The organism is Vibrio coralliilyticus (assembly GCF_024449095.1).
GTDB lineage: Bacteria > Pseudomonadota > Gammaproteobacteria > Enterobacterales > Vibrionaceae > Vibrio > Vibrio coralliilyticus_A.
On the sequence record NZ_CP024628.1, the window covers coordinates 1022348 to 1048146 of the forward strand.

The 25799-nt window shown below is 43.6% G+C and carries 20 protein-coding genes and 1 pseudogene; 9 read left to right on the forward strand and 12 right to left on the reverse strand.

What is annotated here, in order from left to right; genetic code table 11:
• The first annotated feature begins 5 nt into the window (after positions 1-5).
• Positions 6-794 (forward strand): annotated as a pseudogene (locus tag CTT30_RS20080) (PhzF family protein).
• Between the two features lie 200 nt (positions 795-994).
• Positions 995-1612, forward strand: coding sequence for an alpha/beta fold hydrolase (locus CTT30_RS20085; RefSeq protein WP_252036780.1), 618 nt, complete (start codon positions 995-997; stop codon positions 1610-1612).
• 119 nt (positions 1613-1731) lie between these two features.
• On the opposite strand, the gene choV is transcribed toward CTT30_RS20085, so the two are convergent.
• Genes choV through betI form a run of 6 tightly spaced genes read right to left on the reverse strand, consistent with a single transcriptional unit; the run spans position 1732 to position 8576 of the window.
• Positions 1732-2919: a choline ABC transporter ATP-binding protein gene (gene choV, locus CTT30_RS20090; RefSeq protein ID WP_239835281.1), complete on the reverse strand. Its 1188-nt coding sequence runs from the start codon at positions 2917-2919 to the stop codon at positions 1732-1734.
• A gap of 2 nt (positions 2920-2921) precedes the next feature.
• Positions 2922-3764: a choline ABC transporter permease subunit gene (gene choW, locus CTT30_RS20095; RefSeq protein ID WP_239835282.1), complete on the reverse strand. Its 843-nt coding sequence runs from the start codon at positions 3762-3764 to the stop codon at positions 2922-2924.
• 48 nt (positions 3765-3812) lie between these two features.
• Positions 3813-4751 carry a choline ABC transporter substrate-binding protein gene (locus CTT30_RS20100; RefSeq protein WP_252036781.1) on the reverse strand — a complete coding sequence of 313 codons (939 nt, stop codon included), beginning with the start codon at positions 4749-4751 and terminating at the stop codon, positions 3813-3815.
• A gap of 28 nt (positions 4752-4779) precedes the next feature.
• A complete protein-coding gene (gene betA / locus CTT30_RS20105; RefSeq protein ID WP_252036782.1) occupies positions 4780-6480 on the reverse strand; it encodes a choline dehydrogenase in 1701 nt (566 codons plus the stop codon).
• 18 nt (positions 6481-6498) lie between these two features.
• Positions 6499-7959 (reverse strand): betaine-aldehyde dehydrogenase, encoded by a 1461-nt coding sequence (gene betB / locus CTT30_RS20110; RefSeq protein WP_252036783.1) that lies wholly within the window; start codon positions 7957-7959, stop codon positions 6499-6501.
• Positions 7960-7979: 20 nt separating this feature from the next.
• On the reverse strand, positions 7980-8576 hold the full coding sequence (gene betI, locus CTT30_RS20115; RefSeq protein WP_239874531.1) for a transcriptional regulator BetI: 597 nt from the start codon (positions 8574-8576) through the stop codon (positions 7980-7982).
• 663 nt (positions 8577-9239) lie between these two features.
• Here betI and CTT30_RS20120 point away from each other — a divergent pair.
• Complete coding sequence (locus tag CTT30_RS20120) at positions 9240-9971, forward strand: SDR family NAD(P)-dependent oxidoreductase (protein ID WP_252036784.1); 732 nt, start codon at positions 9240-9242, stop codon at positions 9969-9971.
• 165 nt (positions 9972-10136) lie between these two features.
• Here CTT30_RS20120 and CTT30_RS20125 read toward each other — a convergent pair whose 3' ends face one another.
• Positions 10137-10589 carry a carboxymuconolactone decarboxylase family protein gene (locus CTT30_RS20125; RefSeq protein WP_252036785.1) on the reverse strand — a complete coding sequence of 151 codons (453 nt, stop codon included), beginning with the start codon at positions 10587-10589 and terminating at the stop codon, positions 10137-10139.
• A gap of 329 nt (positions 10590-10918) precedes the next feature.
• On the reverse strand, positions 10919-11551 hold the full coding sequence (locus CTT30_RS20130) for an FMN-dependent NADH-azoreductase (protein ID WP_239863888.1): 633 nt from the start codon (positions 11549-11551) through the stop codon (positions 10919-10921).
• Positions 11552-11662: 111 nt separating this feature from the next.
• Between CTT30_RS20130 and pdxR the strand changes: the two genes are divergently transcribed.
• The 3 genes from pdxR to CTT30_RS20145 all read left to right on the forward strand — a co-directional run bounded on the left by pdxR (position 11663) and on the right by CTT30_RS20145 (position 16470).
• Positions 11663-13027, forward strand: coding sequence for a MocR-like pyridoxine biosynthesis transcription factor PdxR (gene pdxR / locus CTT30_RS20135; RefSeq protein WP_252036786.1), 1365 nt, complete (start codon positions 11663-11665; stop codon positions 13025-13027).
• Positions 13028-13241: 214 nt separating this feature from the next.
• Positions 13242-14702, forward strand: a complete 1461-nt coding sequence (locus CTT30_RS20140) for a PhoPQ-activated protein PqaA family protein (protein ID WP_252036787.1) — start codon at positions 13242-13244, stop codon at positions 14700-14702.
• A 244-nt stretch (positions 14703-14946) separates the two neighbouring features.
• Entirely contained in the window at positions 14947-16470 is a 1524-nt protein-coding gene (locus CTT30_RS20145) for an EAL domain-containing protein (protein ID WP_252036788.1), read from the forward strand.
• 42 nt (positions 16471-16512) lie between these two features.
• On the opposite strand, the gene CTT30_RS20150 is transcribed toward CTT30_RS20145, so the two are convergent.
• Positions 16513-17286 carry an AraC family transcriptional regulator gene (locus CTT30_RS20150; RefSeq protein WP_239863883.1) on the reverse strand — a complete coding sequence of 258 codons (774 nt, stop codon included), beginning with the start codon at positions 17284-17286 and terminating at the stop codon, positions 16513-16515.
• 97 nt (positions 17287-17383) lie between these two features.
• Between CTT30_RS20150 and CTT30_RS20155 the strand changes: the two genes are divergently transcribed.
• Positions 17384-18517: a multidrug effflux MFS transporter gene (locus CTT30_RS20155; protein WP_252037612.1), complete on the forward strand. Its 1134-nt coding sequence runs from the start codon at positions 17384-17386 to the stop codon at positions 18515-18517.
• A gap of 83 nt (positions 18518-18600) precedes the next feature.
• Here the strand turns inward: CTT30_RS20155 and CTT30_RS20160 are convergent, their stop codons facing one another.
• Complete coding sequence (locus CTT30_RS20160; RefSeq protein ID WP_252036789.1) at positions 18601-19509, reverse strand: LysR substrate-binding domain-containing protein; 909 nt, start codon at positions 19507-19509, stop codon at positions 18601-18603.
• Positions 19510-19711: 202 nt separating this feature from the next.
• Between CTT30_RS20160 and CTT30_RS20165 the strand changes: the two genes are divergently transcribed.
• Both CTT30_RS20165 and CTT30_RS20170 read left to right on the forward strand, forming a co-directional pair.
• Positions 19712-20482, forward strand: coding sequence for a carbohydrate deacetylase (locus CTT30_RS20165; protein WP_252036790.1), 771 nt, complete (start codon positions 19712-19714; stop codon positions 20480-20482).
• Between the two features lie 151 nt (positions 20483-20633).
• The gene (locus CTT30_RS20170; protein ID WP_252036791.1) at positions 20634-22487 is read left to right on the forward strand and encodes a hybrid-cluster NAD(P)-dependent oxidoreductase; all 1854 of its coding nucleotides are present in this window, start codon (positions 20634-20636) and stop codon (positions 22485-22487) included.
• Between the two features lie 4 nt (positions 22488-22491).
• Here CTT30_RS20170 and CTT30_RS20175 read toward each other — a convergent pair whose 3' ends face one another.
• Together CTT30_RS20175 and CTT30_RS20180 are read right to left on the reverse strand one after the other, a co-directional pair.
• A complete protein-coding gene (locus tag CTT30_RS20175) occupies positions 22492-24771 on the reverse strand; it encodes an ATP-binding protein (RefSeq protein ID WP_252037614.1) in 2280 nt (759 codons plus the stop codon).
• 237 nt (positions 24772-25008) lie between these two features.
• Entirely contained in the window at positions 25009-25428 is a 420-nt protein-coding gene (locus CTT30_RS20180; protein ID WP_252036792.1) for a hypothetical protein, read from the reverse strand.
• Positions 25429-25799 lie beyond the last annotated feature (371 nt).

Sequence of the window (25799 nt, forward strand, 5' to 3'; positions counted from 1 at the left end):
GAAGTATGGAACTGGATATGTTCACCTGCGATGCATTTACAACTCAACGCTTTAAAGGGAATTCCGCGGCAGTAGTTCCTTTAGCTGATTAGCTCAGCGATGAAATAATGCAAAACATTGCAACAGAAAATAATCTTTCTGAAACCGCTTTTGTTAAACCCACAGGCGCTAACCGATATGAGATTCGCTGGTTTTCTCCCGTTGCAGAGGTCGACTTTTGTGGCCACGCGACACTTGCCACCTCGTATGTGCTTTACCAATTTTTCGCTCTGAATGGAAAGATCGAGTTTGAAACAAGACATGTAGGCTCATTAGAAGTTGAAAAAGACCTGTCTGGGCGAATATTAATGACATTCCCAAATCGGAAGCCAATTGAATCTGAAGTACCGCCGGAAGTAATGGAAGCACTTTCCATTCAACCAAGCCATGTACTGAAAAGCCCACAGGCCTATTTCGCTTTCTATGAGAATGAGCAAGATATCATTGAGGTTCAGGTTCGTCGTGAATATTTAGAAAGACTAGCACCTTATGACTTAGTGGTTTCAGCCAAAAGCCAACAATATGATTTTGTCTCTCGTTACTTTTGGCCCGATGTTGGTGATTGTGAAGATCCCGTCACGGGTTCCATTCATGCCGGACTGGCTCCTTATTGGTCGAAACAACTAGGTAAGTCCAACCTCAAAGCCTATCAAGCGTCTAAACGTGGTGGAACTCTATATTGTCACGTGGAAGAGGACAAGGTGATTGTTTCGGGTGATGCGGTTCTATATTCACGCAGCAAAATCTATGTATAAGTAGCTAGGGTGTCATCCGTTTTTTGCTTCTACCTATTGAACAACAACTGTCTTGCTCTGGTTTCTTGTCCCCGCCAATTGCTTTTGTTCAGTTGAGCAATACAAATACTGCCGACGGATTATCAAATCTTGCTTCCACTGCTGGTTAAACCACCCCAGCATTGGCAGAATAAGGCTAAGATTTTGTAGTGAGAAGTCCGATGAAAATAATCATTCTCCATGGGCTGTACATGCATGGGCTGGCAATGCAACCACTCAGCCAAAAGTTACGCTCTTACGGCTACGATACTCAAACTATTAGCTATAACAGTGTTGCCATTGATGAGCACAAAGTGTTCCGAGCCATAGACCAAGCGTTGTCACCACAACAAAGTAACGTACTAGTTGGCCATAGCCTTGGAGGGTTGATCATCAAGCACTATCTCTCATCCAGACAACCATCTAAGCAGAAAATCTCGCATGTTGTGACTGTCGGCTCGCCTTTAAAAGGCGCCTCGATTGTTAGCCGTATTCAAGATCTTGGTATGGGTGCGATGCTCGGCAATGCAGCAGAGTTTGGCTTACAGGAGCATGATGACGTTTGGTGCTTTCCCCAGAAGCTTGGTAGCATTGCTGGCACTTTAGCTGTCGGAGCGAGAGCACTCTTGATGATGGGAAATCAAACCCTATCAGATGGTACGGTTACGGTTGATGAGACAAAAATTGAAGGCATGACCGATCATATAGAGATGAGAAGTGCACATACCAGTATGATTTATACCGCCTTCGTCCCAAAACAAATTGACCATTTCATTCGTACTAACCACTTTTATCGCTAACGCGATCTCAGCGTGGCGTAAGGTAACCAGCTAAATCGCGTAGATTCTTATCCAAAAAAAGCAGCACTTATGTCTCAGCATAAAGTGCTGCGGCTTCATAACAAAATTTTAACGCCTACTTAAGCAGCTTGAGGTTTAGTATGCTTTCCCAGCAAACCAGCGTAAAAGTCGCTGTCATCCAAAACGCCAATCAGCTCACCATTTTCAACCAATAAAATGGGCTGGCCACTTCTCTGCTTGAGTTTAATCGCTTCTCTCATGCTTATGTCTGGGTTTGCAATCACGACGGACTCTTTATTTATATCATTCAACTCAATCGAATCATCGCGCCAATCCACCAGCTTTAGATTGATGCCACTATCAAGATGCAACTGATTGTCACGCCCTTCGACCCACACTTTTTGGGTTGGGCAAATTTGCCATCTTGCGTTTTCTTGTTCTAGTTCGCTCGCCGGTTGCATTAGTGAGCGGCCCTTTAACACGTTAAGCGGATTCGTATGCGATACAAAGTCTTTCACGTAATCGTTTTCTGGTGAGAGTACGATCTGCTCTGGCTTACCATGTTGAATCAGCTTACCAGACTCCATGATGGCAATGTTATTACCAATTTTAAGTGCTTCATCCAAGTCGTGACTGACGAACAATATGGTTTTATTAAGCTTTTTCTGAAGCTGGATCAACTCATCCTGCAATTGAGCACGAATCAGAGGATCAAGCGCCGAAAAGGGCTCATCCATCAACAGGATATCAGTATTCATTGCAAACGCTCTGGCCAGCCCTACACGCTGCTGCATCCCGCCAGATAACTCATGCGGATATTTTTGCTCCCAGTCTGACAGCTCGACCATTTCCAGCTGCTCACGTGCTTTTGCTCTTCGTTCAGCTTTCGGCATTCCTTGCATTTCAAGGCCAAATGCAACGTTATCGAGCACAGTCAGCCATGGCATTAAAGCAAACTTTTGAAATACCATGGATACTCTATGAGTGCGAAGGTGTCTTAACGTTTCTTCATTACAAGAAGAGAGCTCGACCTGATTATCGCCATCCTTGATTTGCAATGAACCACGGCTGATAGAGTTCAAACCATTCACCGCCCTAAGTAGGCTTGATTTACCTGAACCAGATAAGCCCATTAACACGCAAATCTCGCCTTCTTTGACACTCATAGTGACGTTATCAACGCCCACGACTTGCCCTGTTTGATCGATAATTTCCTGACGTACTTTTCCTTCATCCAGCAGCGACAAAGCCTTCTGCGGCTGATCACCAAATACAACATCAAGGTTCTGAATCTTAATCGCATCCATGATTACACTTCCTTCTGATTAGGTGATTTACAAAGGCGGTCAAGAATGATCGCAACCAGCACAATGGCCAGTCCGGCTTCAAAGCCCTGAGAGATATTCACAGTGTTTAGTGCCCGAACCACTGGTTTACCTAGGCCATCAGCGCCGACTAGTGCAGCAATTACCACCATTGAAAGTGACAACATAATGCACTGAGTGACACCGGCCATAATGCTTGGCAACGCCGCTGGTAGCTCGACTTTATAGAGTAATTTCATCTTACTCGCGCCAAATGCCTGACCCGCTTCAATCAGCTCCTCTGGAACCTTAATGATCCCAAGATACGTAAGACGAATCGGAGCTGCGATAGCAAAAATAATGGTCGAAATTAACCCAGGAACAATCCCCAAACCAAACAGAACCAGGGTTGGAATCAAATAAACGAAAGTGGGGACAGTTTGCATCAAATCCAAAATAGGACGCAGTAAGGTATACAGCCAAGCGCGATGCGCTGCCATTACCCCTAATGGAACGCCAATTAATACGGAAATCGTTGTCGCAGCAAACACTAGGACAAAGGTTTCCAGCATTTCTTGCCAGTAGCCGAGGTTAAGAATGGTTAGCAATGCACCAATAATAAACAAAACCAATGGAATGCTACGATGTAAATACCAAGCGATAGCAGCGGTAAGTAAAATCGGTAGTGCTGGTGGCATCCATTTAAAGATGTCGACAACAAAAAGGATAATAGTTTCGAGAAAATATGAGATGGAGTCAAAAAAGCCCGCTGCATTCATGGTTAGCCAGTCGACACCCGTTTCCATCCATTCACCGAAAGGGATTTTGTTGTTGGTAATAAAATTCACAATAAAACCTTAGGTTGCTTGGCGGGCAAGATTGCCCGCCAGATAACGTTATGCGTTAGATTTAACGTAGCTTGATACCGCTTCTGCTGCATCACTACCTGAAAGCGTTTTGACTCCATCAAGCCAAGTTTTCACTTGTTCTGGATTGTCTTTCAGCCACTGCAATGCTGCTTTTGAAGGCTTAACATTTTGATTCAGAATCTCTTCCATCAAAGCGTTTTCCATCTCTAGGCTAAACTTCAGGTTCTTCAGGAGCTGACCAACATTTTGGCACTCATTTAGGTAGTTAGATCGTACGTTGGTATAAACGTTGGCGCCGCCGTAGTTCGGTCCAAAGAAGTCATCACCGCCGTCAAGGTATTCCATATCCACGTTATTGTTCATTGGGTGCGGCGCCCAACCAAGATAAACAATCCACTGATTGCGACGGACCGCTCGGGAAACTTGAGAGACCATGCCCGCTTCACTCGATTCGACCAAGTTGAAACCTTTTAGGCCAAATGCATCACTGTCTATCATCGACTGAATCAAACGGTTGCCATCATTGCCTGGCTCGATACCGTAAATACGCTCTCTGAATTTGTCGGCATTTTTTGCTAAGTCTGCAAAGCTTTTCACACCCGCATCATAAACATATTTGGGTACAGCTAGCGTGTATTTTGCGCCCTCAAGGTTTGCTCGTACAGTTTCAACCGTTCCAGCTTCACGATACTTAGCGATATCTCCCTCCATGGTTGGCATCCAGTTGCCAAGGAAGATATCGATATCACCGTTCGCCATAGAAGAATAGGTGACCGGAACAGAGAGCAAGTCGGTTTTCGTTTTATAACCCAGCCCCTTGAGTAATTCGCTGGTTACTGCCGTTGTAGCGGTAATATCAGTCCAGCCCACATCTGCAAATCGAACGGTTTCACACTGATTAGCATAAGCCGTCGTTGTCATCACGCTCAGCGCGACCGTTGATAATGTTTTTGTCATCATAGACATAATGTTTTCCTTGTAATATTTACTGACTTTACGAGACAGAAGATATGTCTCTTTTTGGTGTCTCGGTTCTCTGTTTTTCTTGCCAATCTGGCGCAATCCAGACCGGTAACTTAGCCTCTTTGAGCAAAGGCTTCCCTAAAATCAAATCTGCGGCTCGCTCCGCAACCATGATGGTGGGGGCATTCAGGTTACCGTTAGGGATGGTAGGAAAGATCGACGAGTCCACCACCCTCAGCCCTTCAACACCGCGTACTCGGCAATATTCATCCAACACTGCCATCGGGTCTTCGTCTGAACCCATTTTGCAGCTACAAGATGGGTGATATGCGCTCTCCACATTTTGTTTAACCCATTCATCAATGGCAGCGTCAGTGGTGACACTCTCTCCCGGTTGAATTTCACTCCCACGGTACATATCCATGGCTGGTTGAGAGAGGATCTCACGCGTCAGGCGAATACAATCTCGCCAGTCTTGTCGATCTTGCTCTGTCGAAATGTAGTTAAACTCAATCATGGGTTTGTCTTGCGGGTCTGCAGACTTGATTGCCACCCGGCCACGACTTTCTGGTTTATTAGGACCGACATGGACTTGGAAGCCATGTCCATCAAATGCAGCTTTCCCGTCATAACGCATTGCTGCAGGCAAAAAGTGGTATTGAATATTGGGCCATTTAAGCCCTTTGCGTGAGCGAATGAACGCACAAGATTCGAAGTGATTAGTCGCCCCTAAACCTTTGCGTGTCAGGATCCACTCCGCCCCAATCATACCTTTACTCACCAAGCCGAGCTTGCTGTTCAAAGTGATGGGTTGCTGGCAATGATATTGGAAGTAAACTTCAAGATGATCTTGCAGGTTCTCACCGACTCCCGGTAGGTTGTGCTTTACATCTACTCCCGCTTGCTCGAGTACGGCCTTTGGTCCAATTCCAGACAATTGAAGTAATTGCACTGAGCCAATGGATCCTGCGCTAGAAATGACTTCTTTTTTCGCAAAGGTTTTCGTTACTTTACCCGAACGCTCGAACTCGATACCTATGGCTTTTTTGTTTTCCAACAAAACTTTATGAACAACTACACCTTTAAGCAGCGTCAAATTCTTGCGTTTTAGAGCGCGCCTTAAGTAGGCGTTAGACGTGGATGCTCGTACACCTTTATCCACTGTCATATGCATCGCGCCAAAACCTTCCTGCTGATAACCGTTGTAATCGGCAGTTTCCGGGTAACCCGCTTCTTTGCCAGCTTGAATAAAAGCTTGATACAATGGGTTAAGCGTCATGTCATTACCGTTACAGGTACCGACTGGCCCTTCACCTCCACGGTATTTATCCTCTCCGCCTTTCCAAGACTCTGCGCGACGGAAGTACGGCAAGCAAGATTGATAATTCCAGCCTTTGGCTCCGTTCTCTTCCCACTCATCGAAATCACAAGCATGTCCTCGAACATAAACCATGCCATTGATTGAAGAGCTTCCGCCAAGCACTTTGCCGCGAGGGCAATGTAGCTTACGTCCATCTAGGCCATCTTCAGCAACCGTCTCAAATTGCCAAGCATACTTTTCGGTGTTCATCGGATAAGAAAGTGCGGTCGGCATTTGAATAAAAATACTCTTATCTGTGCCACCGGCTTCTAATAGAAGCACCTGATGTTCACCACTTTCAGAAAGCCGATCCGCCAGAACACAGCCAGCCGAACCCGCGCCAACGATGATATAATCGTAGCTTTGCTCCATTTTTTTCTCCGTTGCTGCTTAAGCGTAAGGGCTGACGTAATCGCCCAGCTCGATTAGGACACTCTTTGTCTGGGTGTAGTGACGAAGCGTTTCAGGACCGTTTTCGCGACCAATACCTGAGTGCTTATAGCCGCCCACAGGCATTTCAGCAGGTGAGTCACCCCATGTGTTTACCCAGCAAATTCCCGCTTGTAGTTGGTGAATCACTCGATGGGCACGAGAAAGGTCTTGTGTAAACACGCCAGCAGCTAAGCCGTAGGTTGTATCATTGGCTCGTTCGATAACATTTTGTTCATCTGAGAACTTGAGTACAGACATCACTGGCCCAAAGATTTCGTTCTGGACGTGTGGCATATCATCAGAGCAATCAATAAAAACAGTCGGCACAACAAAATTGCCTTTTTCAAGACCGTTATGCGTTAACTGTTCACCGCCAGTTAGAAGAGTGGCACCACTGTGCTTTGCTTCTTCGATGGCATTCAAAACTTTACCTAGGTGCTCTTTGGAGATCAGCGCACCGATTTGAGTGCCCATATCCATTGGATCACCCACCACCAGTTTTTCTGTTCTTTGTTTTAATTGGCTAACAAAAGCATCATAAATATCTTCATGAACGTAGACTCGTGTACCATGTGTACACACTTCGCCTTGGGTATAGAAGTTCGCTACCATTGCCGCTGATACCGCATGGTCTAACTTGGCGTCGTCAAAAATAATCATTGGTGACTTGCCACCTAACTCCATGGTGACCTGCTTCAGCGTTTTAGCGCTGTCCGCCATAACCAGTTTGCCAGTACCTGATTCACCCGTGAATGATACTTTTGCAATGTCAGGGTGTGCCGTAAGCATTTGTCCTACACGGTGATCGCCTTGAACAACGTTAAATACACCATCGGGTAGCCCTGCTTCAGTGAATATCTCCGCCAACTTTAAAGCAGTCAGTGGTGTTTCTTCTGAAGGTTTGAAGATCATAGCGTTACCTGCGGCCAGTGCAGGGGCCGATTTCCACATCGCAATCTGAATGGGATAGTTCCAAGCACCGATGCCGGCACAAATCCCCAAAGGTTCACGCCGCGTATAGAAAAACTGGCTCTCGCTCAAAGGTTGCTGCTCACCTTGCATGCTAGGAGCAAGACCTGCGTAATATTCGATCACATCTGCGCCCGTTGTGATATCGACTTCAATCGCTTCCTGAATAGGTTTGCCAGTGTCTGCTACTTCTAGAGCGGCTAATTCATCATTTCGCTCGCGTAATATAGCCACTGCTTTAAGCAGTATGCGGCTACGCTCAATGGGTGACATCGAAGACCAAACTCTGAAGCCTCGCTTTGCCGACTCAATGGCCCGATCCAGATCCTGTTGGCTAGCTTGCCCAATTTCAGCCAATGGTTCTCCATTCGCGGGGTTGTAAGTAGTAAAGTGTTCACCCGATGTCGCCTTACAGGCGTTACCATCGATGTATAGTGATTTCATATCCATTTGATAGTTCTGACTTTTCGTTATTTTTGTGAATAAAAAGTGAGCTGCTTATCCAGGTAATCATTGATGATTAACCGGGCTTTATCAGCATCAATGCCATGAGGGTTCATCGTGCCTCGCAGCCAGATGCCATCAATCAATGCTGCGATGCCATGCGCGATAATTTCCGCTTGCTCTTTGTCAAATAGCGCTTTCAACTCTATCCGAAGGTGCGATAAAAGGCGCTTCTCATTGACACGCTGTAAGCGCTTGAGCTGAGGTTCATGTACTGAGTAAGCCCAAAACGCGAGCCAAGTTTTGGCCACTTTGTTCTCAGCCTGATAACCAACAAAGTTTCCATCAATAATCGCGTTAATACGTTGCTGATGTGCGCTGGTAGGCAGTTTCTTAAGGCGCTCCGTCACGGTAAGCGAAAGCTGCCGAAGCACTTCTCGCATTGTTTCTTCCAGCAAACCTTGTTTGCCGCCAAAGTAGTGATTGATGATTCCAGTCGAGACTCCCGCTTCCTTACTGATCAACGAAATACTCGCTGCGTGCAACCCAACTCTATCAATCACCGCCATTGTGGCTTGAACGAGCTGAGGCCTTCTGACTTCTGGCATCCCTACCTTAGGCATGACTCTTTCCTTTTTTAATTGAACGTTCAATTAAATATAAAATGCCAGAAAATTAGTTAGCACTCAAACTATTTTTTTAATTATCCGACAAATACCACTTAGCTTTCACAGAAATAGTGATGATGATTTCTTCAGTCTATTCCCCCAAGTCGAAGTTATTTTCGTTGTTATCGCCAGGTAAATGGAAACAAAAACACAAAACAAAAACAATTTAAATCAATATCTTAATGTGAATTTAACAAATAAAGCAAAATACAGAAATGAATTTACACCCTCACAAGCTTAGACACTTAACTCGATATCGATGTATTTGAGGAAAATCTTTCATTAGAGTTCTAATCAAGTAAATTCATTAGATCTATAAAAATCAAAACGCTCAATTAATGAGCGAGAACAAAAATCTCATTATCCCTTTTCATAACAAGGCGATGTACCTAAGGAAATCGGGAAGCATGAGGTTGCTCTTACTGGCTACATACGCTTCTCATCAACAACCATTCTGGTACATAAGAGAACCGTTCAATCAACTCCAACTTTAATGTGAAGGAAAATATGAACGCTCGATTGCCTAAGTTCATTGAAAAGTCAGATAATTCCTAAGAAAAAAAACATCTCGAACTTGTATCCTTTGGCCTAGATACTCAAGTAATGACTGGAGAAAGGATGCATCAATATGCACTTATAACTGGAGGAAGTAGAGGCATTGGGAAAAGCATAGCGGAATACTTCGCAAAGCAACATTTCTCTCTTATTCTTGTCGCGAACAATCCAGATAATCTAAGTAAAGCGAAAAGCGACATTCTGTCACGGTATCCTTACTGTGAGATTGAAACTGTCTCGGTTGATTTTCGTAATCCATCGGACATTCAGCAATCCATAAAGTCACTATTATCTCGCTATGAAAAAATTGATGTGATGGTCAATTGTGCTGGAATATTGAAATCAGGGAATACTCAAGTTTCATTAAATGATCTCACTGAACTCATAAATACCAACATTATCTCTAATATTTTGATCTGTAATATGGTGGTTGAAAAGATGAAGGTTCAAGGATTTGGTGAGGTGTACAACCTTGGTTCTACTGCAGGTTTAGAACCAGTATCTAAAATTGCTATTTACTCCGCGACTAAAGCCGCCATAGTGAGTTACAGCCGCTCCCTATATGATGAGTGCCTACCATTTCGTATCAAGGTCTGTTGTCTGTGTCCAAGCGTCGTGGACACTGACATGACCAATGATGGACGTATCAAAAACGATTTAAAAATATCACCCGAGGATCTACATCAAGCCGTTAGCTTTATCAGAAAGCTCTCTCCGGGCGCGGCAATGCAAATGCTTTCTATTCGATGCACAATTATTGACTTGGAAAACTCACTGACAACCTATCGTGAATAGCCGTCGACCATGAGCTTTCAATCAATTAATAAGCTCGTCAGGGTACTCACACAAATTTCACTTTTCAGCCCTGCTATTTAGTCCGTCCAAGATGTAGATTTCGGGCTCAAAAAGTGAAAGACGCGGATTCATCCGCGTCTATTCATTGCATTCAGCCTATCTTGTTTATTTCTTTGCTATTTGCGGTTTGAACGTTTTCGCTATCCGGTTCCAGCTATTAATGGCGTTGATCGCTACAACTAAATCGACTACCGCTTTATCACCCAAAATTTCCACTGCTTGGCTGTATTTGTCGTCTTCCAATGATTGCCCTAGGGTCAGAACTTCTGCCATATCAAGTGCTATCGATTCGACATGATCGTAAAAAGGCATTTCACGCCATGCACTAAGGCCGATCAATCGTTCCACACTTTCTCCTTGGTCAAGCGCATCTTTACTATGCAAATTCACACAGTACGCACATTGATTCATCTGAGACACTCTAAGCTTAATCAACTCCCATAAATGAACTGTAAGAGTTTCAGATGTTTTAAATTGCTCACGTAAATACTCTTCTTGTCCAATCAGAATTTTCATCGCTTCCGGAGCTGTGGTGTAATAATTCATACGTGATTTCATACTCTTATATTTCCTCTAAAATCAAAACTGAGTACATTGCCGTTGTGTGTTTTAGGTTCACACCCTACATGGCATCGAGTTAATAAATGACAACCAACCATCAATAATCTTTGAAGAGAAACAATAAAAAAAGCCTCACACAAAACAATGAATGAGGCTCAAACTAACCTTAGTTAATCACATTAAGGGTTACAGGGAAGACCCAGAATGCAGAGCTAATTTATCGATATGTCTCACTTACAACAATCAGACGACTCTTAAAAAAACATAACTCAGAGATATACGACGATACTACTAGAAAGTATCAATGTCTTAGTCAGCAACTACCATCAAGTCGCGACAAACATCTCTCTTGATATTTCAGTCCTTTCTAAATGGTCTTTTAATTGTTTTTGCAGTAAATCAATTTGTTCTTGTACGGTTTCGCGGTTTGTAGCAGTCCCTTCAATGGTGAAGAACTTAATATCTTTTAACCCTATTGTAGCCATAATTTCTGTCAGGTACGGAGTAAAGAAATCTGGCTGATAAGCATTTTTCCCAGAAAACCTTCCGCCCGCAGACACAAGAACATAAATAGGTTTATCGATTAGCAAACCACGCTTGCCAGTGTCTGTAATCTCAAATGTCCTTCCAGCCCTCACCACATGGTCCACCCAGCATTTAAGACTGGAAGGTAAAGTAAAGTTGTGCATTGGTGATGCAATAATAATGAGATCAGCTTTATTTAGCTGGGCAATTAATTGATTCGACAATGATAAACTACCGCTTGATTCATCGTACATGAGGTCAGGCGTACTCAGTGCCTTAGCATAATCAGCATCAAGATGAGGCAAGGTTGCTGTATCGACTTCAACCACTTCAACGTCTACCTTCTCAGACATCTGCTGAATAATAAGTTGCGCCAATTGATACGTACATGCTTGAAGCTTTCTAGGACTACTGTTAACTAGCAGGATATTCATATATTTCTCCCAAAAAACAGGGTAATTGCTGCTGCTTTACTTAGTATGTTATAAGAGGCAATGGTTCAGTTTAAGAACCATAAGTTATCTTTTTTTATGGTCCATATAGTAATGAAAAAACCAAAACAATTTGCATATAAGCGTGTGTATCGGCGTATTCTCGACGCGATTTTACAACAGATACTAAAACCGGGTGAGAAAGTACCTTCGGCTCGCGCACTTGCGAAAGAAATGGGAGTTTCACGAGGGACAATCGAAGAAGGCTATGCATTACTTAAAGCGGAAGGTTACCTCGAGGCGAAAGGGCAGGCTGGCACTGTCGTCAGTCATCAACTATTGACCCCAGCTAAAGGGAATCCATCAACTCCACCTTCTCAGCTCAATTTAGAGAACGATCACTCTGATATTTTACCGTTTCACCTAGGCATTCCCGCTTTAGATGCCTTTCCTATCAACACTTGGTCAAGAATTTCGGCGCGATGTGCGAGGAACACACACAAAAGCAGCCTTGCCTATCCTCCAACCTGCGGGCTGCCGGATTTAAGAGGCGCAATAAGCCAATATCTGCAGTTATACCGAGGTGTTGAGTGCCACCCGGCACAGGTTTTTATTACATCAGGTTATGTCAATTCAATTCGCTGGATCACTAACGTACTGCTCAAAACACACTCTTATATTGGCATTGAAGACCCCGGTTACCCGCTAACTCGTCAGGTACTGGTAAGCAGTGGATTTCACCCTGAACCGATTCCTGTTGACGAGGAAGGACTAGCTCTTCCAGTCAACAGTAAAGTGAAAGCACTCATTGTCACACCAGCGCATCAAAGCCCGACCTGTGTATCACTTTCACTACAAAGACGACAGATGCTATTAAACTGGGCGGTGAGCAATCAAAGCTGGATTATAGAGGATGACTATGACGGAGAGTACCGCCATACAGGGCAGCCCCTACCCGCTTTAAAAAGTTTAGATACTCATGACAGAGTGATTTATTCGGGTACTTTCAGTAAAGTTCTCTTCCCAAGCTTGAGAGTGGCATACATAGTAGTTCCACCAAGTCAGGTCTCTCAATTTGAACAATATGCAGAGTTATTCGCTGGAAACGTCCCAACTTTTACACAAAACTGTATTCTTACCTTCATGCAAGAAGGTCACTTTCCTCGCCATATTCAACGGATGAGAAAGCTATATCGCGAACGGCGAGAATTAACATCTGAGCTGTTCACCAAAATCCTAGGCCACAAGCTATCTATTGAGCCCCAACCGGGGGGAATGCATATGATAGCAAGGTTAAATGACCCTAAGTGTGATGATCTAGCGCTCTCTCGCCAGATGATGCAAGCCGGGTTATTTGCTCAAGCGCTGTCACAGTGCTCTTCAAAGCCAACGCACCCAAGCCTAATTCTTGGTTTTACCAACATTCGAACAGCTGAAGAGTGCCACGGTTTAATTGGCAGGTTAGGTCAATTCCTATAAGCCAACAATCATAATTCACTCTTGAGCACAATCTGCTGTGTCAAATCTGCTCACGTATCTCTTCATTCGGGGTACGACAGAAGGCCAAGACTTAAACCTTCGGACGAAAAATATAAGATTTATCTGATAGTTATAATGCAAGTGTTCCTTTTACTATCTAGTCGACTCTCTGCCGTGAACTACCCATTGTGTCGCAACTTATAGGAATACATGCATGTTCAAGATTCAAAGATTGAGCACTTTAAGTGCTCATCACTTCATCTGTACACTACTCAGTATTGTCGTCCTCCCCGCAGCAGCGCAGGACATATGTGCCCCACATTCGCTCAACGACAAACCAGAAAATGTATTGCAATGCTTTCTTTCAGAGCCATCACAGAACATGGCTAGCATTGAGCTAATCAAGTCGGAAGCAAAAGATTCTATCGATATCCATTACTTCAAGCTAATTAGCCAATACTGGCCAAATACGCCTATAGAGAACATTGGTAAAGAATGGGAACATACTCTTATCATTTATGTCCCTCACACCATTAAGCACCATCAGGCTTTACTGTATATCAATGGCGGCACTAATGTTCCTCAAGACGCTCACGGGAACCCTCAGCCAGAGTCCTTAGCTTTACAAGAGATTGCCTTGAACAACGCTTCGATAGTTGTGGATCTACATGATGTGCCGAACCAGTATTTGTTTTTTAACGATGGAATACCGAGAAAGGAAGATAGCATAGTGGCTTATAGCTGGAATCGTTATATGGATGATCCAGCAAACAATGCCTATTGGTCTGCACACTTACCCATGGTTAAGTCGGTTGTTCAAGCAATGAACGCTGTGCAAGAAGCATCAAGGAATCAAGGCTTTACGAAACCTGAACACTTCGTATTAGCAGGAGCAAGCAAACGAGGGTGGGTAGCATGGTTAACGTCACTGGTTGACACTCGCGTCAGCGGGCTGGTTCCAATTGCCGCTGATATTTTAAATACCGACGATAACATTCGCCACATTCATGACAGCATTGGGGACTGGCCAATTGCGTTTCATGATTACGTATCTCAAGGCGTAGTCGATAGAATTGATACGCCAAACTTCACTAAATTGATGCGTATTGAGGACCCCCTTGCTTACTCAAATTTACCTGAATACGCAGATCGACTTTCCATTCCAAAATATATTATCAATGCCTCATCAGATGACTTTTTTACTCCAGGCTCTCTGCTTCAATACATTGATAAACTGCCAGGTGAAAACATGGTTCGAATATTACCCAATCAATCACATTCGATTGATTCCAAAATCATCAGCACGGCTCTTAATGAGTACTACGCTATGTTCCTTGATAATCACTCTTATCCCTCAGTGACATGGAGATACGACAAAAAACATATCGTAATCACGACAGATTTTGTTCCAGAAAAGCAAGCGACACTTTGGTCTGCATACAACCCCAATGGGCGTGATTTTCGCATATTCCCTACCAACATTAGGTACAGCGCCAATACGATAAAAGGCCGCTGTGATGAGAAAAAATGTACCTTTACTCTACCCAAAGTGACAAATACCGTCGGTTGGACGTCTAGGTTTATTGAATTCAACTATAAAGAAGGAAAACATGAGATAACCGTTACCTCTCCTGCGTTTGTCTCGCCTAATACCTACCCACAACCCAATCAGTAACATAAAATCTCGGTTTACGTATGATAAAACATTTCCGACTACATATTGAGATCAACTGCTTGCAGGCCTAAAATCATCAGGACTCAAGTTATGCGCATCAATGACGTATTCAGGACACCAGTTTCGTGTCACCGTTATTGAGACATTCAAAGCTTCCCAACATAGTTGGGGGGCTGCCCAGCTTAAATAGCATTGGCTTACAAGCGATACACTCAATCATTAACACGAAGAAACGAGGTAAACTATGTCACTAAACACGATGCGCACTTTAATACTAAGCATTGCGACGGTGACATTTTTGGTGCTGCTTGCACTGGCTAATTTTTCTATTATGCAATTTCAACTGTCCAAGCAGTCAGCATTTACTGAAAGGTTACTCGCCCATACTGAACGTGTTGTGCAGGATGTGATGACGGCTATCGATGAAGCTCAAGAAAAGCCACTTGAGCAATGCTCTTCTGCTAGCATTGATGAGTTTCAACTTCTCGCGAATTACCATTATTTTGTCTATGACATTGGTTTGATCGATAAAGACACACTCGTATGCACCGCCAACTGGGGTCTCTTAGATTCACCTCCTCCTTTGATTGATAAACAAAGCCAAGAGACTTCAGCGCTGCAAATTTATACAGATACTAACAACCTTTTTCCGGCAGATTTACCTTTGGTTGCCTTTAGAGTAGGCTCCATTGCTGCATTTGCATCACTGGATTTCTATGCTCAGTATTCGCGATTGGCTCCTGATTTTTCTTATCGCATTTTATCCCAAGGCCCGTCTCAGACTCTTGCTTCGTATGAAGCCCTCGACTCAGAAGCCTTTGAGCTACCTTTCCTATATCAACAGATTCAACAATGCAGTGACACATTGCCTATTTGTATAGACACAAATAACAAGCGTTCTGGTATCTTGTATTTATCAGCTCCCGCGCTCATTGTCGTGGTTCTGATATGCGCTTTGCTCAGTGCCTTACTCACTTATTGGTGGGCTTCCGTTCAAAAGCGACGTGCCTCCATGGAGCATCGATTTCAAGAAGCTCTCAAGCATAAGCGGTTACATTTAGCCTACCAACCTATTGTTGATGCCCGATCTGAACATATTGTCGGAGTTGAGTCGCTACTTAGATGGCACGATGAACGACTAGGCCATGTATCGCCAGAATTTGTCATTCAGATGGCTGAGGAGCTATCACTTTATGCTCAATTGTCTGAATTCATCGTCGATACCGCATTATCAGAGATGGAAGCCCTGCTACGTTCGGACTCCTCGTTTTTCCTCGCGTTGAATGTTTCATCTTACGAGATACTTCACTTGGACTACCTTGATTCCCTGATCGATAAAGTGGACTCAAAGGGGATTAACCCTAGCCAAATTAAACTTGAGATTACTGAAAGAGTGGAACTGGATATTCCTTACCTGAGGGCATTTTCACAAAAAGCGAAAGGACTCGGTTTTATTGTGGCTCTGGACGATTTTGGGACAGGGTTAGCAAACTTGGTGTGGCTGACGGAAATAGATTTTAGCGAGATAAAAATAGACCGTATTTTTACACAATCTCTATCCAATGATCTCAAGCGAGAGTTGGTTACACATATTATTGTAATGATAAACCAATTGAATAAACCGCTCATTTTTGAGGGCATTGAGCACCCATCGGAGCTGGCACATATCAAACAGCTTTGTGACAGCCCCAAAGCACAGGGTTGGTTATTTTATCGAGCAATGCCAAAAGATGAACTTGAATCCATATTGGGCAAGCGCTCACTCTAAACGGGGCGAGCAGTCATGTATGATTTTCTTTCTCGCGCCCGCTTACTCATTATTTTGATAATGGAGTGGCGTATGGCCTGTGTGTTTTTTGAAAAAACTGATAAAAGCACTATCGCTTGAAAAGGCTAATTTATCAGCGACTTGGTTAACTTGTAAGTGATCGGCTAATAAATTCATTGCTTTAAGTAACCGCCATTGCTGACGCCAAGCTTGGTAACTCATGCCCGTCTCAGCTTTGAAAATACGGCTGACCGTCTTCGTACTCATTCCAATTTGTTTAGAGAATATGTTGAGTTGTTCAGGTAACAAATGATCTTGTTTAAGGTCTGATAACCAAGTTTGTAACCTCGGATGTTTCGGCATTTTTAACTGCCAATATTCGCGTGGTGCGCTCTTTATTTCTTCCAAAAAAAGAGCAAGTACCGTTTTTTGGTCACCCACGGGCATATCCCATTGCCAATGAGCCATCCTTTCAATCAGCTCTCTCAGTAAAGGATTGACCTCCATTATCTGGACCTTATCAAAGTCAGGCAACACAGTGTCAAGCGAGAAGTAAAGTGAACGGTACTCAACGACACCAGTCATTAACACTCTGTGTACCATCCCAGCAGGAATCCAAACAGCGCGGCTAGGAGGAAGCAGACATATCCGCTGATCCAATTCAATACTCATACACCCTGCTTGAGCAAACAGCAGCTGGTGAGATCGATGCGTATGTGGGCCAGAGTCATGCACTGCGAGCTTTGAGGCCACACCTACAACCATGGCATCGATTAAATCAGGATTAAAATCTTGCTGCGGATGAATGATTGCCATAATGTCCTATTTTTGATGTATTTAGTCTTAATTATTATAACAGAGCTTTAAGCGAAACTTTACAATGGCCGCCACTTAATTAATGGAGGTTATTATGATTTCTAAAGTTCCGCCTCTATGGCTAGCGGTGGTATTAATGATGTTTCCACAAATCGTGGAGACAATCTACAGTCCAGCTCTTACTGATATAGCTCATCAGTTTAATGTTAGCGATGCTAAAGCATCTCAAACACTTTCCGTCTACTTTTTAGCATTTGCTATCGGAGTGGTGTTTTGGGGAAGGCTAAGTGACTTAATCGGAAGACGCCCAGCTATGCTTGCAGGTTTACTGACGTATGGACTTGGTGCACTACTCGCTTTAGTCACAAACAAGTTTGAAATATTGTTGTTGGCGCGTGTCATTTCTGCATTTGGTGCCGCAGTGGGTTCGGTCATTACTCAGACGATGCTGCGTGATTGCTATGATGGCTCTGAATTAGCAAAAGTATTCTCCGTCATGGGGGTTGCTCTCTCAATTAGCCCTGTCATAGGCCTATTGAGCGGTGGGTTGCTTGCTGAATACTATGGCTATGTCGGTGTTTTCAGTGGTTTGATGCTACTCGCAATGGTTCTATTGCTCATAGCAGTATGGGGGTTACCTGAAACTAGGCCTATGACAACCTCTAAGGTACAGATGTGGCCCTTGATAAAGCGAATGTCAAAAGACTCAACACTTTGGCTAAACGCCTTACTGGTTGCTATTTTCAACTCAATGTTGTTTGGGTATTACAGCCTCGCACCATTTTTGTTTTCAGATATTGGTATGACAGCAAAAGACTTTGGCTACTCCGGTGTAGTGCTTGCTATGGCGACATTTATTGGTAGCATGATGAATAAGCACCTTCTCAATAAGGGATGGTCACCCATGGCACTGACCAAACTCGCCGTTGGTATCGCGCTCATTTGTGGAACAGCGGTATGGCTGACTCAATCATCACTGTGGTTCTTGTTACCTATGATGGGCGTTGTGATCTCATTTGGTATCGCAATACCAAATATCTTGAGCCAAGCTTTAGTCGATTACAAAGAGGTTGCGGGGAGCGCTGGCGCATTATTTGGCCTAGCTTATTACTTGTTGCTAAGTATAGGACTAGGTCTGGCTGGAGCCATGCAGTCGCTGGGATTAGTCTTGACGCTGTGCGGTGTCGCCGCAACGATTTGTGCTTTTTTGTTACATACAAGAAATCGTTGATTTCATTATTCCCAACTCAAAGCCTAGCAGCGATGCTAGGCTTCTTTAGTTTATAGCGAACAAGGCTCTACTGCTCCATCCCATTAGCCTATATGATTATTCTTACTATTCACCTCAGCGTGAATCCAACGAGAGAAGGCTTGAAATTTTGCTCTTGTTTCCATCCCCTTAGGACATACCAGGTCGTAGCCTTTCCCTGATTCAATCCTTGGAAAAGGTGCCACCAGCTTTCCTGCATTAATTAAGGGAAGAGCAAACTCTAGCCGTGCTAGAAAGACCCCTAGAGATAACTCTGCTGCCTCCATTGCTAGGCGGTTATCACTGTAAAAGTCACATTTTTTCTTACAGTCAATATTGGCCCCCATTTCATCTAGCCAATACTGCCATGCACTCGTATCCCCCCTATGAATAAAATTCACCCGAGAAAGTGACTCAATTCCACTATGAAGGTTAAGTTCTTGAGCATAAGAGGCGCTGCATACTGGAGTCCTGATGCCAGAAAAAAGTCGTTCACTATAGTGATTGGGGTAACGCCCTTCGCTATAAAAAATAGCTACATCGTATGGTTCAAACTGAAAATCAGATTGGTTCTGCTTCGTCTGCAACTTAATACTTAAACTTGGGTATTGCCGCCGAAGTGAGGGTAAGCGAGGGATCAACCATGCCGAAGCAAAATAAGGTGAGGTGGCTATGTATAAATCGCCAGTAAGTTCCCCCGTTTGGATATCGGATAATACGGAAAAGATAGATTCGAACGAACTATTGAGTGTAGTTAATACCCTCCTCCCCTCTGGTGTAAGTTCTAGCCTTCTTGTTTTTCGGATAAACAAGTTGAATTTAAGTAACCCCTCAAGCTTTTTTATTCGCTGACTGATCGCTCCTTGCGTTAAGAAAAGCTCTTCAGCGGCATCGGTAAAGCTCAAATGACGAGCAGCCACACTGAATGTATACAGTAGCGAAAGGAGTTGCTGTTGGTTAGCTGGCACACCCATGCATTACCTCAGTTAATTTATATTGGGATTATATTAGTTTGTTAGACGAAAAATTACATTATAAATTAATCAATCTAATACCCACCATAAAAATACTTAGTTTGGCGTAAGAGAGAAGCTCGAAGCTGTCACTACAGAAAAGAGTTGCTGTGATCATGCTTAATGCCAGTATTATTCATTTTAATCATTCAGGTTATGCCGTATGAAACTTATATTGAATGCAGATGACTTTGGTCTTACAGAGTCAGTAAATTTAGGTATTGCCGACTGTTTTCGCGCAGGAACGGTAAAATCCACAACCATCATGATGAACCAGCCGGCGGTAAACCACGCAATACAACTCTACAAAAGCGGATTAATTCGTCATGTTGGGCTTCATTTTACAGTGACATCAGGCAAGCCTATTTCCAAGCCTGAAGCCATACCAACTCTCGTAGACAAAAATGGTAATTTTTTCTCGAGAACAGCGCTATTTAGCAAGTCAGAGGTGTCCGCTGAAGATATAAAAAGAGAGTTACTGGCACAATATCAAGCCGCGCTAGACGCAGGGTTAGAAATCAGCCACATCGACAGCCATCATTTTGCTGGCGCATATCGGCCTCTAAAAGCGGGGTTTGTCCAAGCAGCGAATGAAATCGGCCTTCCGGTAAGACGGATCGATACCTTTATTCTTGGTCAAGATCGACTTTCTGTGCCTACACCAGATGCATTTGACACTGGCTTTTTTGCAGAAGGCGCCACTATCGAACACCTAAAAGCCATACTGACTGCCTACAAGCAAGCCATGCCGAATGGCACCATTGAGTTAATGTGCCACCCTGCTAACTCAGTCAGCGCAGAGTTGGAGCAACTGTCTAGTTATGCGCATCATCGACACAAAGAATGGGAGATCTTAACCAGTGACGCGTTTTCCAACTGGTTGAAAGAGAACGATATCGAGTGTATTGGGTTCGACGACATTCATCCTAAGTAAGTGTGCGTCTTCGGTTATGAAGCCATATTCTGTCGCAGCTAACGATCATACTTTCTATTGATTATGCTCTGTAGGCTGGGATAGGCATTTTCTTAGCGTCAGCCTACTTTTTATTTCATTCCTCAAAAACATCATTTTAAAAGGGCACATTGTGGTCAATCCTACTGTACTTTCTCAAATAAATGTTTACCCAGTTAAGTCCACGGGTGGAATTTCCCTGTCTTCATCATGGGTCGAAAAGCAAGGCCTCTGTTTTGATCGCCGCTTTATGCTAATGCTAGTGGGTGACTCCCGAGCAATGAATGCTAAGTACCCGACGATGGTCACTGCACGTCAATACCCGAACATGGTTAAGGTGGCATCAAGCTTACGACCTACGGGAATCGTCTTTACCTATCCCGGCATGCCTCCACTTGAATTGCATTATGCTAATTTCAATATGCACAACACCAACGCAATCGTATGGAGAGATCACTTTTCTGCTTATACGACGACCGATGAAGCGGATGATTGGTTCAGTAAGGTAATAGGCAAACGAGTGACACTCATCTTCACAGGGGAACAGTCCAACCGGATAAGAGAAAACACGGCCCAGCCCGTCAGTTTTGCTGATGGCTTTCCACTATTGCTCATTAGTTCCGCCTCGTTGGATGAGCTCAATAGGCGAAGTAGTGAGGTACATAACATGGCGCAGTTTCGTACCAATCTGGTCGTTCAATCCGATGAGCCTTTTATCGAAGATTCATGGAAGCGGATTAAAATCGGTGACGTGGAGTTTGAAACCGTAGAACCTTGTGAGCGCTGTATATTAACCACACTCAATGTTGAACAAGGCACATTCAGAGCAAACAAGGAGCCACTCAAGACCTTCTCTCGTTTTAGAGCCAACGAGGATGGAAAAATATTTTTTGGCCAGAATCTTATCGCAAAAAACGAAGGGATGATCTCAACCAATGACATCGTTGAGGTGCTTGAATATAAAGCCAAAGAACGCTACGAAGATCTCGATGCGAAGCAACAAGAGTTTATTTGTGTGGCCAGAGAAACCGTCGCAAAAGATTTTGAGACCTTCTGGCTCAAGCCCAAGACAGATCACACGCCAAGCTACAAAGCTGGTCAGCATCTTCCAATTGAAGTGTTGATCGATAATCAGCGCGTAAAACGAACCTATACCCTCTCCTCTAGTCCAACTCGCCCAGAGCGCTTGGCCATTTCGGTGAAGCGAGTCCATGGCGGTAAAGTCTCCAATTGGCTTCTTGATCATCTTCAAACCGGGGGAACAATTATCGCGGACCAACCAAAAGGGAGTTTTCACCTTTCAGAAGCGCCAAATGCCCCTTTATTATTACTGTCAGCGGGTAGCGGGGTAACCCCTATGATGTCAATACTGCGTGATTTAACAGATAGAAATGATACTCGTGACATCGTGTTCTATCACCAATGCGTGGCCGAAGATGATATACCTTTCAAACAAGAGCTGAGACTCATCAGCAAGCAGCACCCGAATGTGACCATTACCTACCTACTCAGCAAGCCATCAGAACATTGGCCAGGACAAGCAGGGCGGTTTAATCTTTCCCATTTGAAGCAAATTCTAGACTTTAGCTCACGACAAGTCTTTGTTTGTGGGCCTAGTGGCTTCATGGAAAATATTAAAAAATTAATGCTAACCAACGGACTAAGAGAAGAACAATATCACCAAGAAACCTTTGGTATTTCAAGAGCCCCTTTGCCGCCCTATAAAAAGGTTAAAGTTTGCCTAGATGGAGTGGTATTTGAGGGTGACAACCAGAGCACTATCCTTGAGCAAGCCGAAGCTGCTGGTCTTTCCATCTCCAACAGCTGTAGAGCCGGATTCTGCGGAGCGTGTAAATGCACCGTTATATCAGGTTCCGTGCACCAAGCCGATGCCCCCGCAATTCAAGACAGTGAAAAAGCACAAGGTCAGGTGTTGGCGTGCTGTGCGGTACCTAACACCGACATAAACCTCGTTTGCTTTAAATAGCGTATTATTCAGTCTTATCTTGAGATAAGGCTAAAATTTGCCATGCTAACTTGCTGCACCATGCTGCGCCTTCTTGCGCCGATATGGGCTTTTTCTCTCGCAGCAAACTCTCTAAGCGCGCGGCGCTCTTTATAAACGCCGCGTCTTTAGACATCAGAGCAACCCCATGAAGGCGGTGCGCGTAATACAACTGATGCTTAATGTCTCCATTGTTAAATGCCAGTTCCAACGATCTCAAATCGGCTTCGACAAGTGTGCATTGTTCTTGGGTAAATAACTGTGTCGAAGACAAGGCCGTAGCCATCGTGGCCGCTTGCTCACACCACTTATTTAAAACCGGAACTAAGTTTTCAAAACTTATCGGCTTATGAAGTACGTCATCCATACCACTGGCATAACACTTTTCAACATGCTTTTGCTCGTTTAGCGCAGAGATGGCCACAATAGGAGTATGATCTAATTCAAGTTGTTCTTCCCTATCGCGTATCTTTTCAGCCACCTGATAACCACTATAACCAGGAAGATGACAATCCAGTAAAATCATACTGTAATAGTTTTCATCTTCGAGCAGTGCCAGTGCGGCTTCCCCACTGTCAGCGCTCTCCACATGACATCCTAAAGAGCGCAACTGCTCACAAATAAGTTGTCGGTTTACCGGATGATCTTCAACGACTAAGACAGAGGTTTCATCATTAAATTGAACACCGCTTTGTTCAACAGAACAAGCGTACATTTCTTGTTCGGACGCCAGTTCTAAAGGCAATGAAAGCGATACTCGCGTTCCTTTGCCCAGCTCACTATGTAAAGTTAACTTTCCTCCCATTAACTGCGCAAACTGGTTTGAGATGTATAGCCCTAACCCACTTCCACCCCGGCTCACTCCACTATTTGATTGCTCCCAAGCTTTAAACACTTTGGCTTGCGCTTCTTTTTCGATACCTTGCCCTTCATCACGGACATCGATGACTACAGAGGGTTCACTGTTATTTCTTACAACCTCCCACGACATAAGAATTTCTCCACTAGAAGAAAATTTAATCGCATTTGATACTAGATTATGCAGGATTTGTCTTAATCGTTGAGCATCACTTTTAATGAAAAGTTTTTCGGCGTCAGTCCTTTCTTTCAACCTCAGCACTAAACCTTTGTTGATTGCTGAGGGCTGATGACTATCACAAACCGACTTTAATAGTTCCCCAACATCAATAGCCTCTTTGCGAATCGTCATACTTTCAGATTCTAAACGCGAATAATCCAGAATGTCGTTTAACAGTTCCATTAGGTTGTTCGCAGATTGCCGCGCTAAGCTTAGGTACTTTTGCTCTTGTTGTGGTGTATCACATTGCTTAAGTAAGTCCAAAGAAGCCATTACCGCATTCAATGGCGTTCGAATCTCATGACTCATGACAGCAAGAAAACGGGCTTTACTCTTTTCACTGGCTTGCGCTCGTCGTCGGCTTATCCAAACCTGACGCATGGCAACCAAAAGCACACAGATTAAAATGCTGTATGTAACAGCCTCATAGCGATAGTAATACAGCACCGTTTTTACTGGAGGAACTCCCAATTGGAGAGTGTTACCCCACTGATTAAAAATCTTCTCCGTTTGCTCAGCGGTCAATGCTTGAAGCGATTTGTTCAAAATAGAGAGCAACACAGGCTTTGAACTATCTACAGCCATACTCAGACCAATATAAGCTTCAGGTAGGCTACCCGTAATGGATAGGCTCATCGGAGCATATCGCTGCACAATTGGACGCATCGTGAGTTCTGTATCTAGAACGGCATAAACATCGCCCTCTTTAATAGCTTCGATGGCATGAAGAGCATCCTCGAATTCAACCAGTATGATTTGGGGGTGATGCTTAATTAGCCAATCACTAAAGAAACGATTATTTTTCAGTACACCAAGTTTTTTACCATAGAGTTGCTTAAGGGAATAAACGGTAGCTTTGTCTGATTTCGAAACCACTAAGGCCCCAACATTTAGATAGGGGATAGTCAGTAGCCAATGTTTATCTTCCATTGCAAAACGCTGTGAAACTAGCGAAATCAAGTCAACGGTTTGGCTGTTACCATTGGCCGTATCATCTGACACTGCGCGGAACGTTAAACCAGAAATTTCAGAGATAATATCCAGATAATCTTTTGACAACCCAACATGATGCCCTTCTTGCTCAAAGTCGACTGGCCAACTATCAGGATAAGCGTACCAAACAACAGGGTTAGCCCTTATCCACTGTTTTTCTTCTTGACTGAACAACTCATGAGCCTGGGTCGGCATCACCCAAAGTATCATTATTAACAGCGTAACAAGGTTACGACAGAGTCGAGCGATTTTGAATAAAAGTGCAATCATAGAAGTGAGCCAGTACCAGTCATAGCGAGTGGAAGAGCAATCAATAGTAAACAGGAACAACTGAGCTTATTGCCGCGTCATCCCCTTAAAATTAACGAGGCCAAAACTACATTCACTGCAGTTTTGGCCTAAAAATATCAGCCTATCAGTACGTCATACAATTCAATGACGACGAACCAAAGTAAACTCATCTGATTTTAACAAGTTTCCCCCATTTGCCAATCGATATAGTGTGACACGATCCGATTCAGCGATCAGATACTTATCCTCTACTGTGATGGTTTCTAGGTACTCAGCACCTTCATGATTTTGACTCGAAGCCACTTCAGCCATCTTTCCTGGAGCCTCACCGCTACGCAATATCTTGATAGATACACTACCTGAATAAATGGTTTTACCCGCTATTTCAGAAATAGAGTCTGCTTCTATTTCAAACTTTTCTTCGGGTCCAAATAAAATCTCGGCATTTCCAATATACTTTTGCACTTGATAGTTTTTATTTGCGCTCATTTCCACTGCGAATGACGGTGCCGAGAACAAAAAGCACACTAGCATGCTTTTCATCATCACATTTCTTTTCATGATTCCTCCAAGGTGAACTCTGTGTTTTTAAAAGGACACAAATGAAATATTGTGTCGCATTGCGATATTAGCCGCCCCTACTCATTCACAACTAGAACTACCCTATGACTTTTATATGACATCGCTTATATTTTATATTTATTTATATGCATACCTATGTTTTTAAAAGATTTTTAAAAAAAGTAAACATCGTAATTGAATAGAGTTTCTTTATAAATAAAAATGAGATGAAAGATGAACTTCACATTGCGATTCATTACATTTTCAGCGTTTAAAAATAGGAATCCTCTGATTTGAAACCACTCACTATTTACGTTTAATTCCAAGTCTTATTAACCGTATATAAACTCAACGACTTGGAAACCATTGAT

Coding starts and splice junctions, on each gene's coding strand:
- choV (WP_239835281.1), bottom strand. CDS start 2,919: ATGGATGCGATTAAGATTCAGAACCTTGATGTTGTATTTGGTGATCAG.
- CTT30_RS20130 (WP_239863888.1), bottom strand. CDS start 11,551: ATGAATATCCTGCTAGTTAACAGTAGTCCTAGAAAGCTTCAAGCATGT.
- CTT30_RS20145 (WP_252036788.1), top strand. CDS start 14,947: ATGTCACTAAACACGATGCGCACTTTAATACTAAGCATTGCGACGGTG.
- betI (WP_239874531.1), bottom strand. CDS start 8,576: ATGCCTAAGGTAGGGATGCCAGAAGTCAGAAGGCCTCAGCTCGTTCAA.
- CTT30_RS20100 (WP_252036781.1), bottom strand. CDS start 4,751: ATGTCTATGATGACAAAAACATTATCAACGGTCGCGCTGAGCGTGATG.
- CTT30_RS20140 (WP_252036787.1), top strand. CDS start 13,242: ATGTTCAAGATTCAAAGATTGAGCACTTTAAGTGCTCATCACTTCATC.
- CTT30_RS20180 (WP_252036792.1), bottom strand. CDS start 25,428: ATGAAAAGAAATGTGATGATGAAAAGCATGCTAGTGTGCTTTTTGTTC.
- CTT30_RS20125 (WP_252036785.1), bottom strand. CDS start 10,589: ATGAAATCACGTATGAATTATTACACCACAGCTCCGGAAGCGATGAAA.
- CTT30_RS20165 (WP_252036790.1), top strand. CDS start 19,712: ATGAAACTTATATTGAATGCAGATGACTTTGGTCTTACAGAGTCAGTA.
- CTT30_RS20150 (WP_239863883.1), bottom strand. CDS start 17,286: ATGGCAATCATTCATCCGCAGCAAGATTTTAATCCTGATTTAATCGAT.
- betA (WP_252036782.1), bottom strand. CDS start 6,480: ATGGAGCAAAGCTACGATTATATCATCGTTGGCGCGGGTTCGGCTGGC.
- CTT30_RS20120 (WP_252036784.1), top strand. CDS start 9,240: ATGCATCAATATGCACTTATAACTGGAGGAAGTAGAGGCATTGGGAAA.
- CTT30_RS20160 (WP_252036789.1), bottom strand. CDS start 19,509: ATGGGTGTGCCAGCTAACCAACAGCAACTCCTTTCGCTACTGTATACA.
- CTT30_RS20085 (WP_252036780.1), top strand. CDS start 995: ATGAAAATAATCATTCTCCATGGGCTGTACATGCATGGGCTGGCAATG.
- betB (WP_252036783.1), bottom strand. CDS start 7,959: ATGGATATGAAATCACTATACATCGATGGTAACGCCTGTAAGGCGACA.
- CTT30_RS20175 (WP_252037614.1), bottom strand. CDS start 24,771: ATGCCGACCCAGGCTCATGAGTTGTTCAGTCAAGAAGAAAAACAGTGG.
- pdxR (WP_252036786.1), top strand. CDS start 11,663: ATGAAAAAACCAAAACAATTTGCATATAAGCGTGTGTATCGGCGTATT.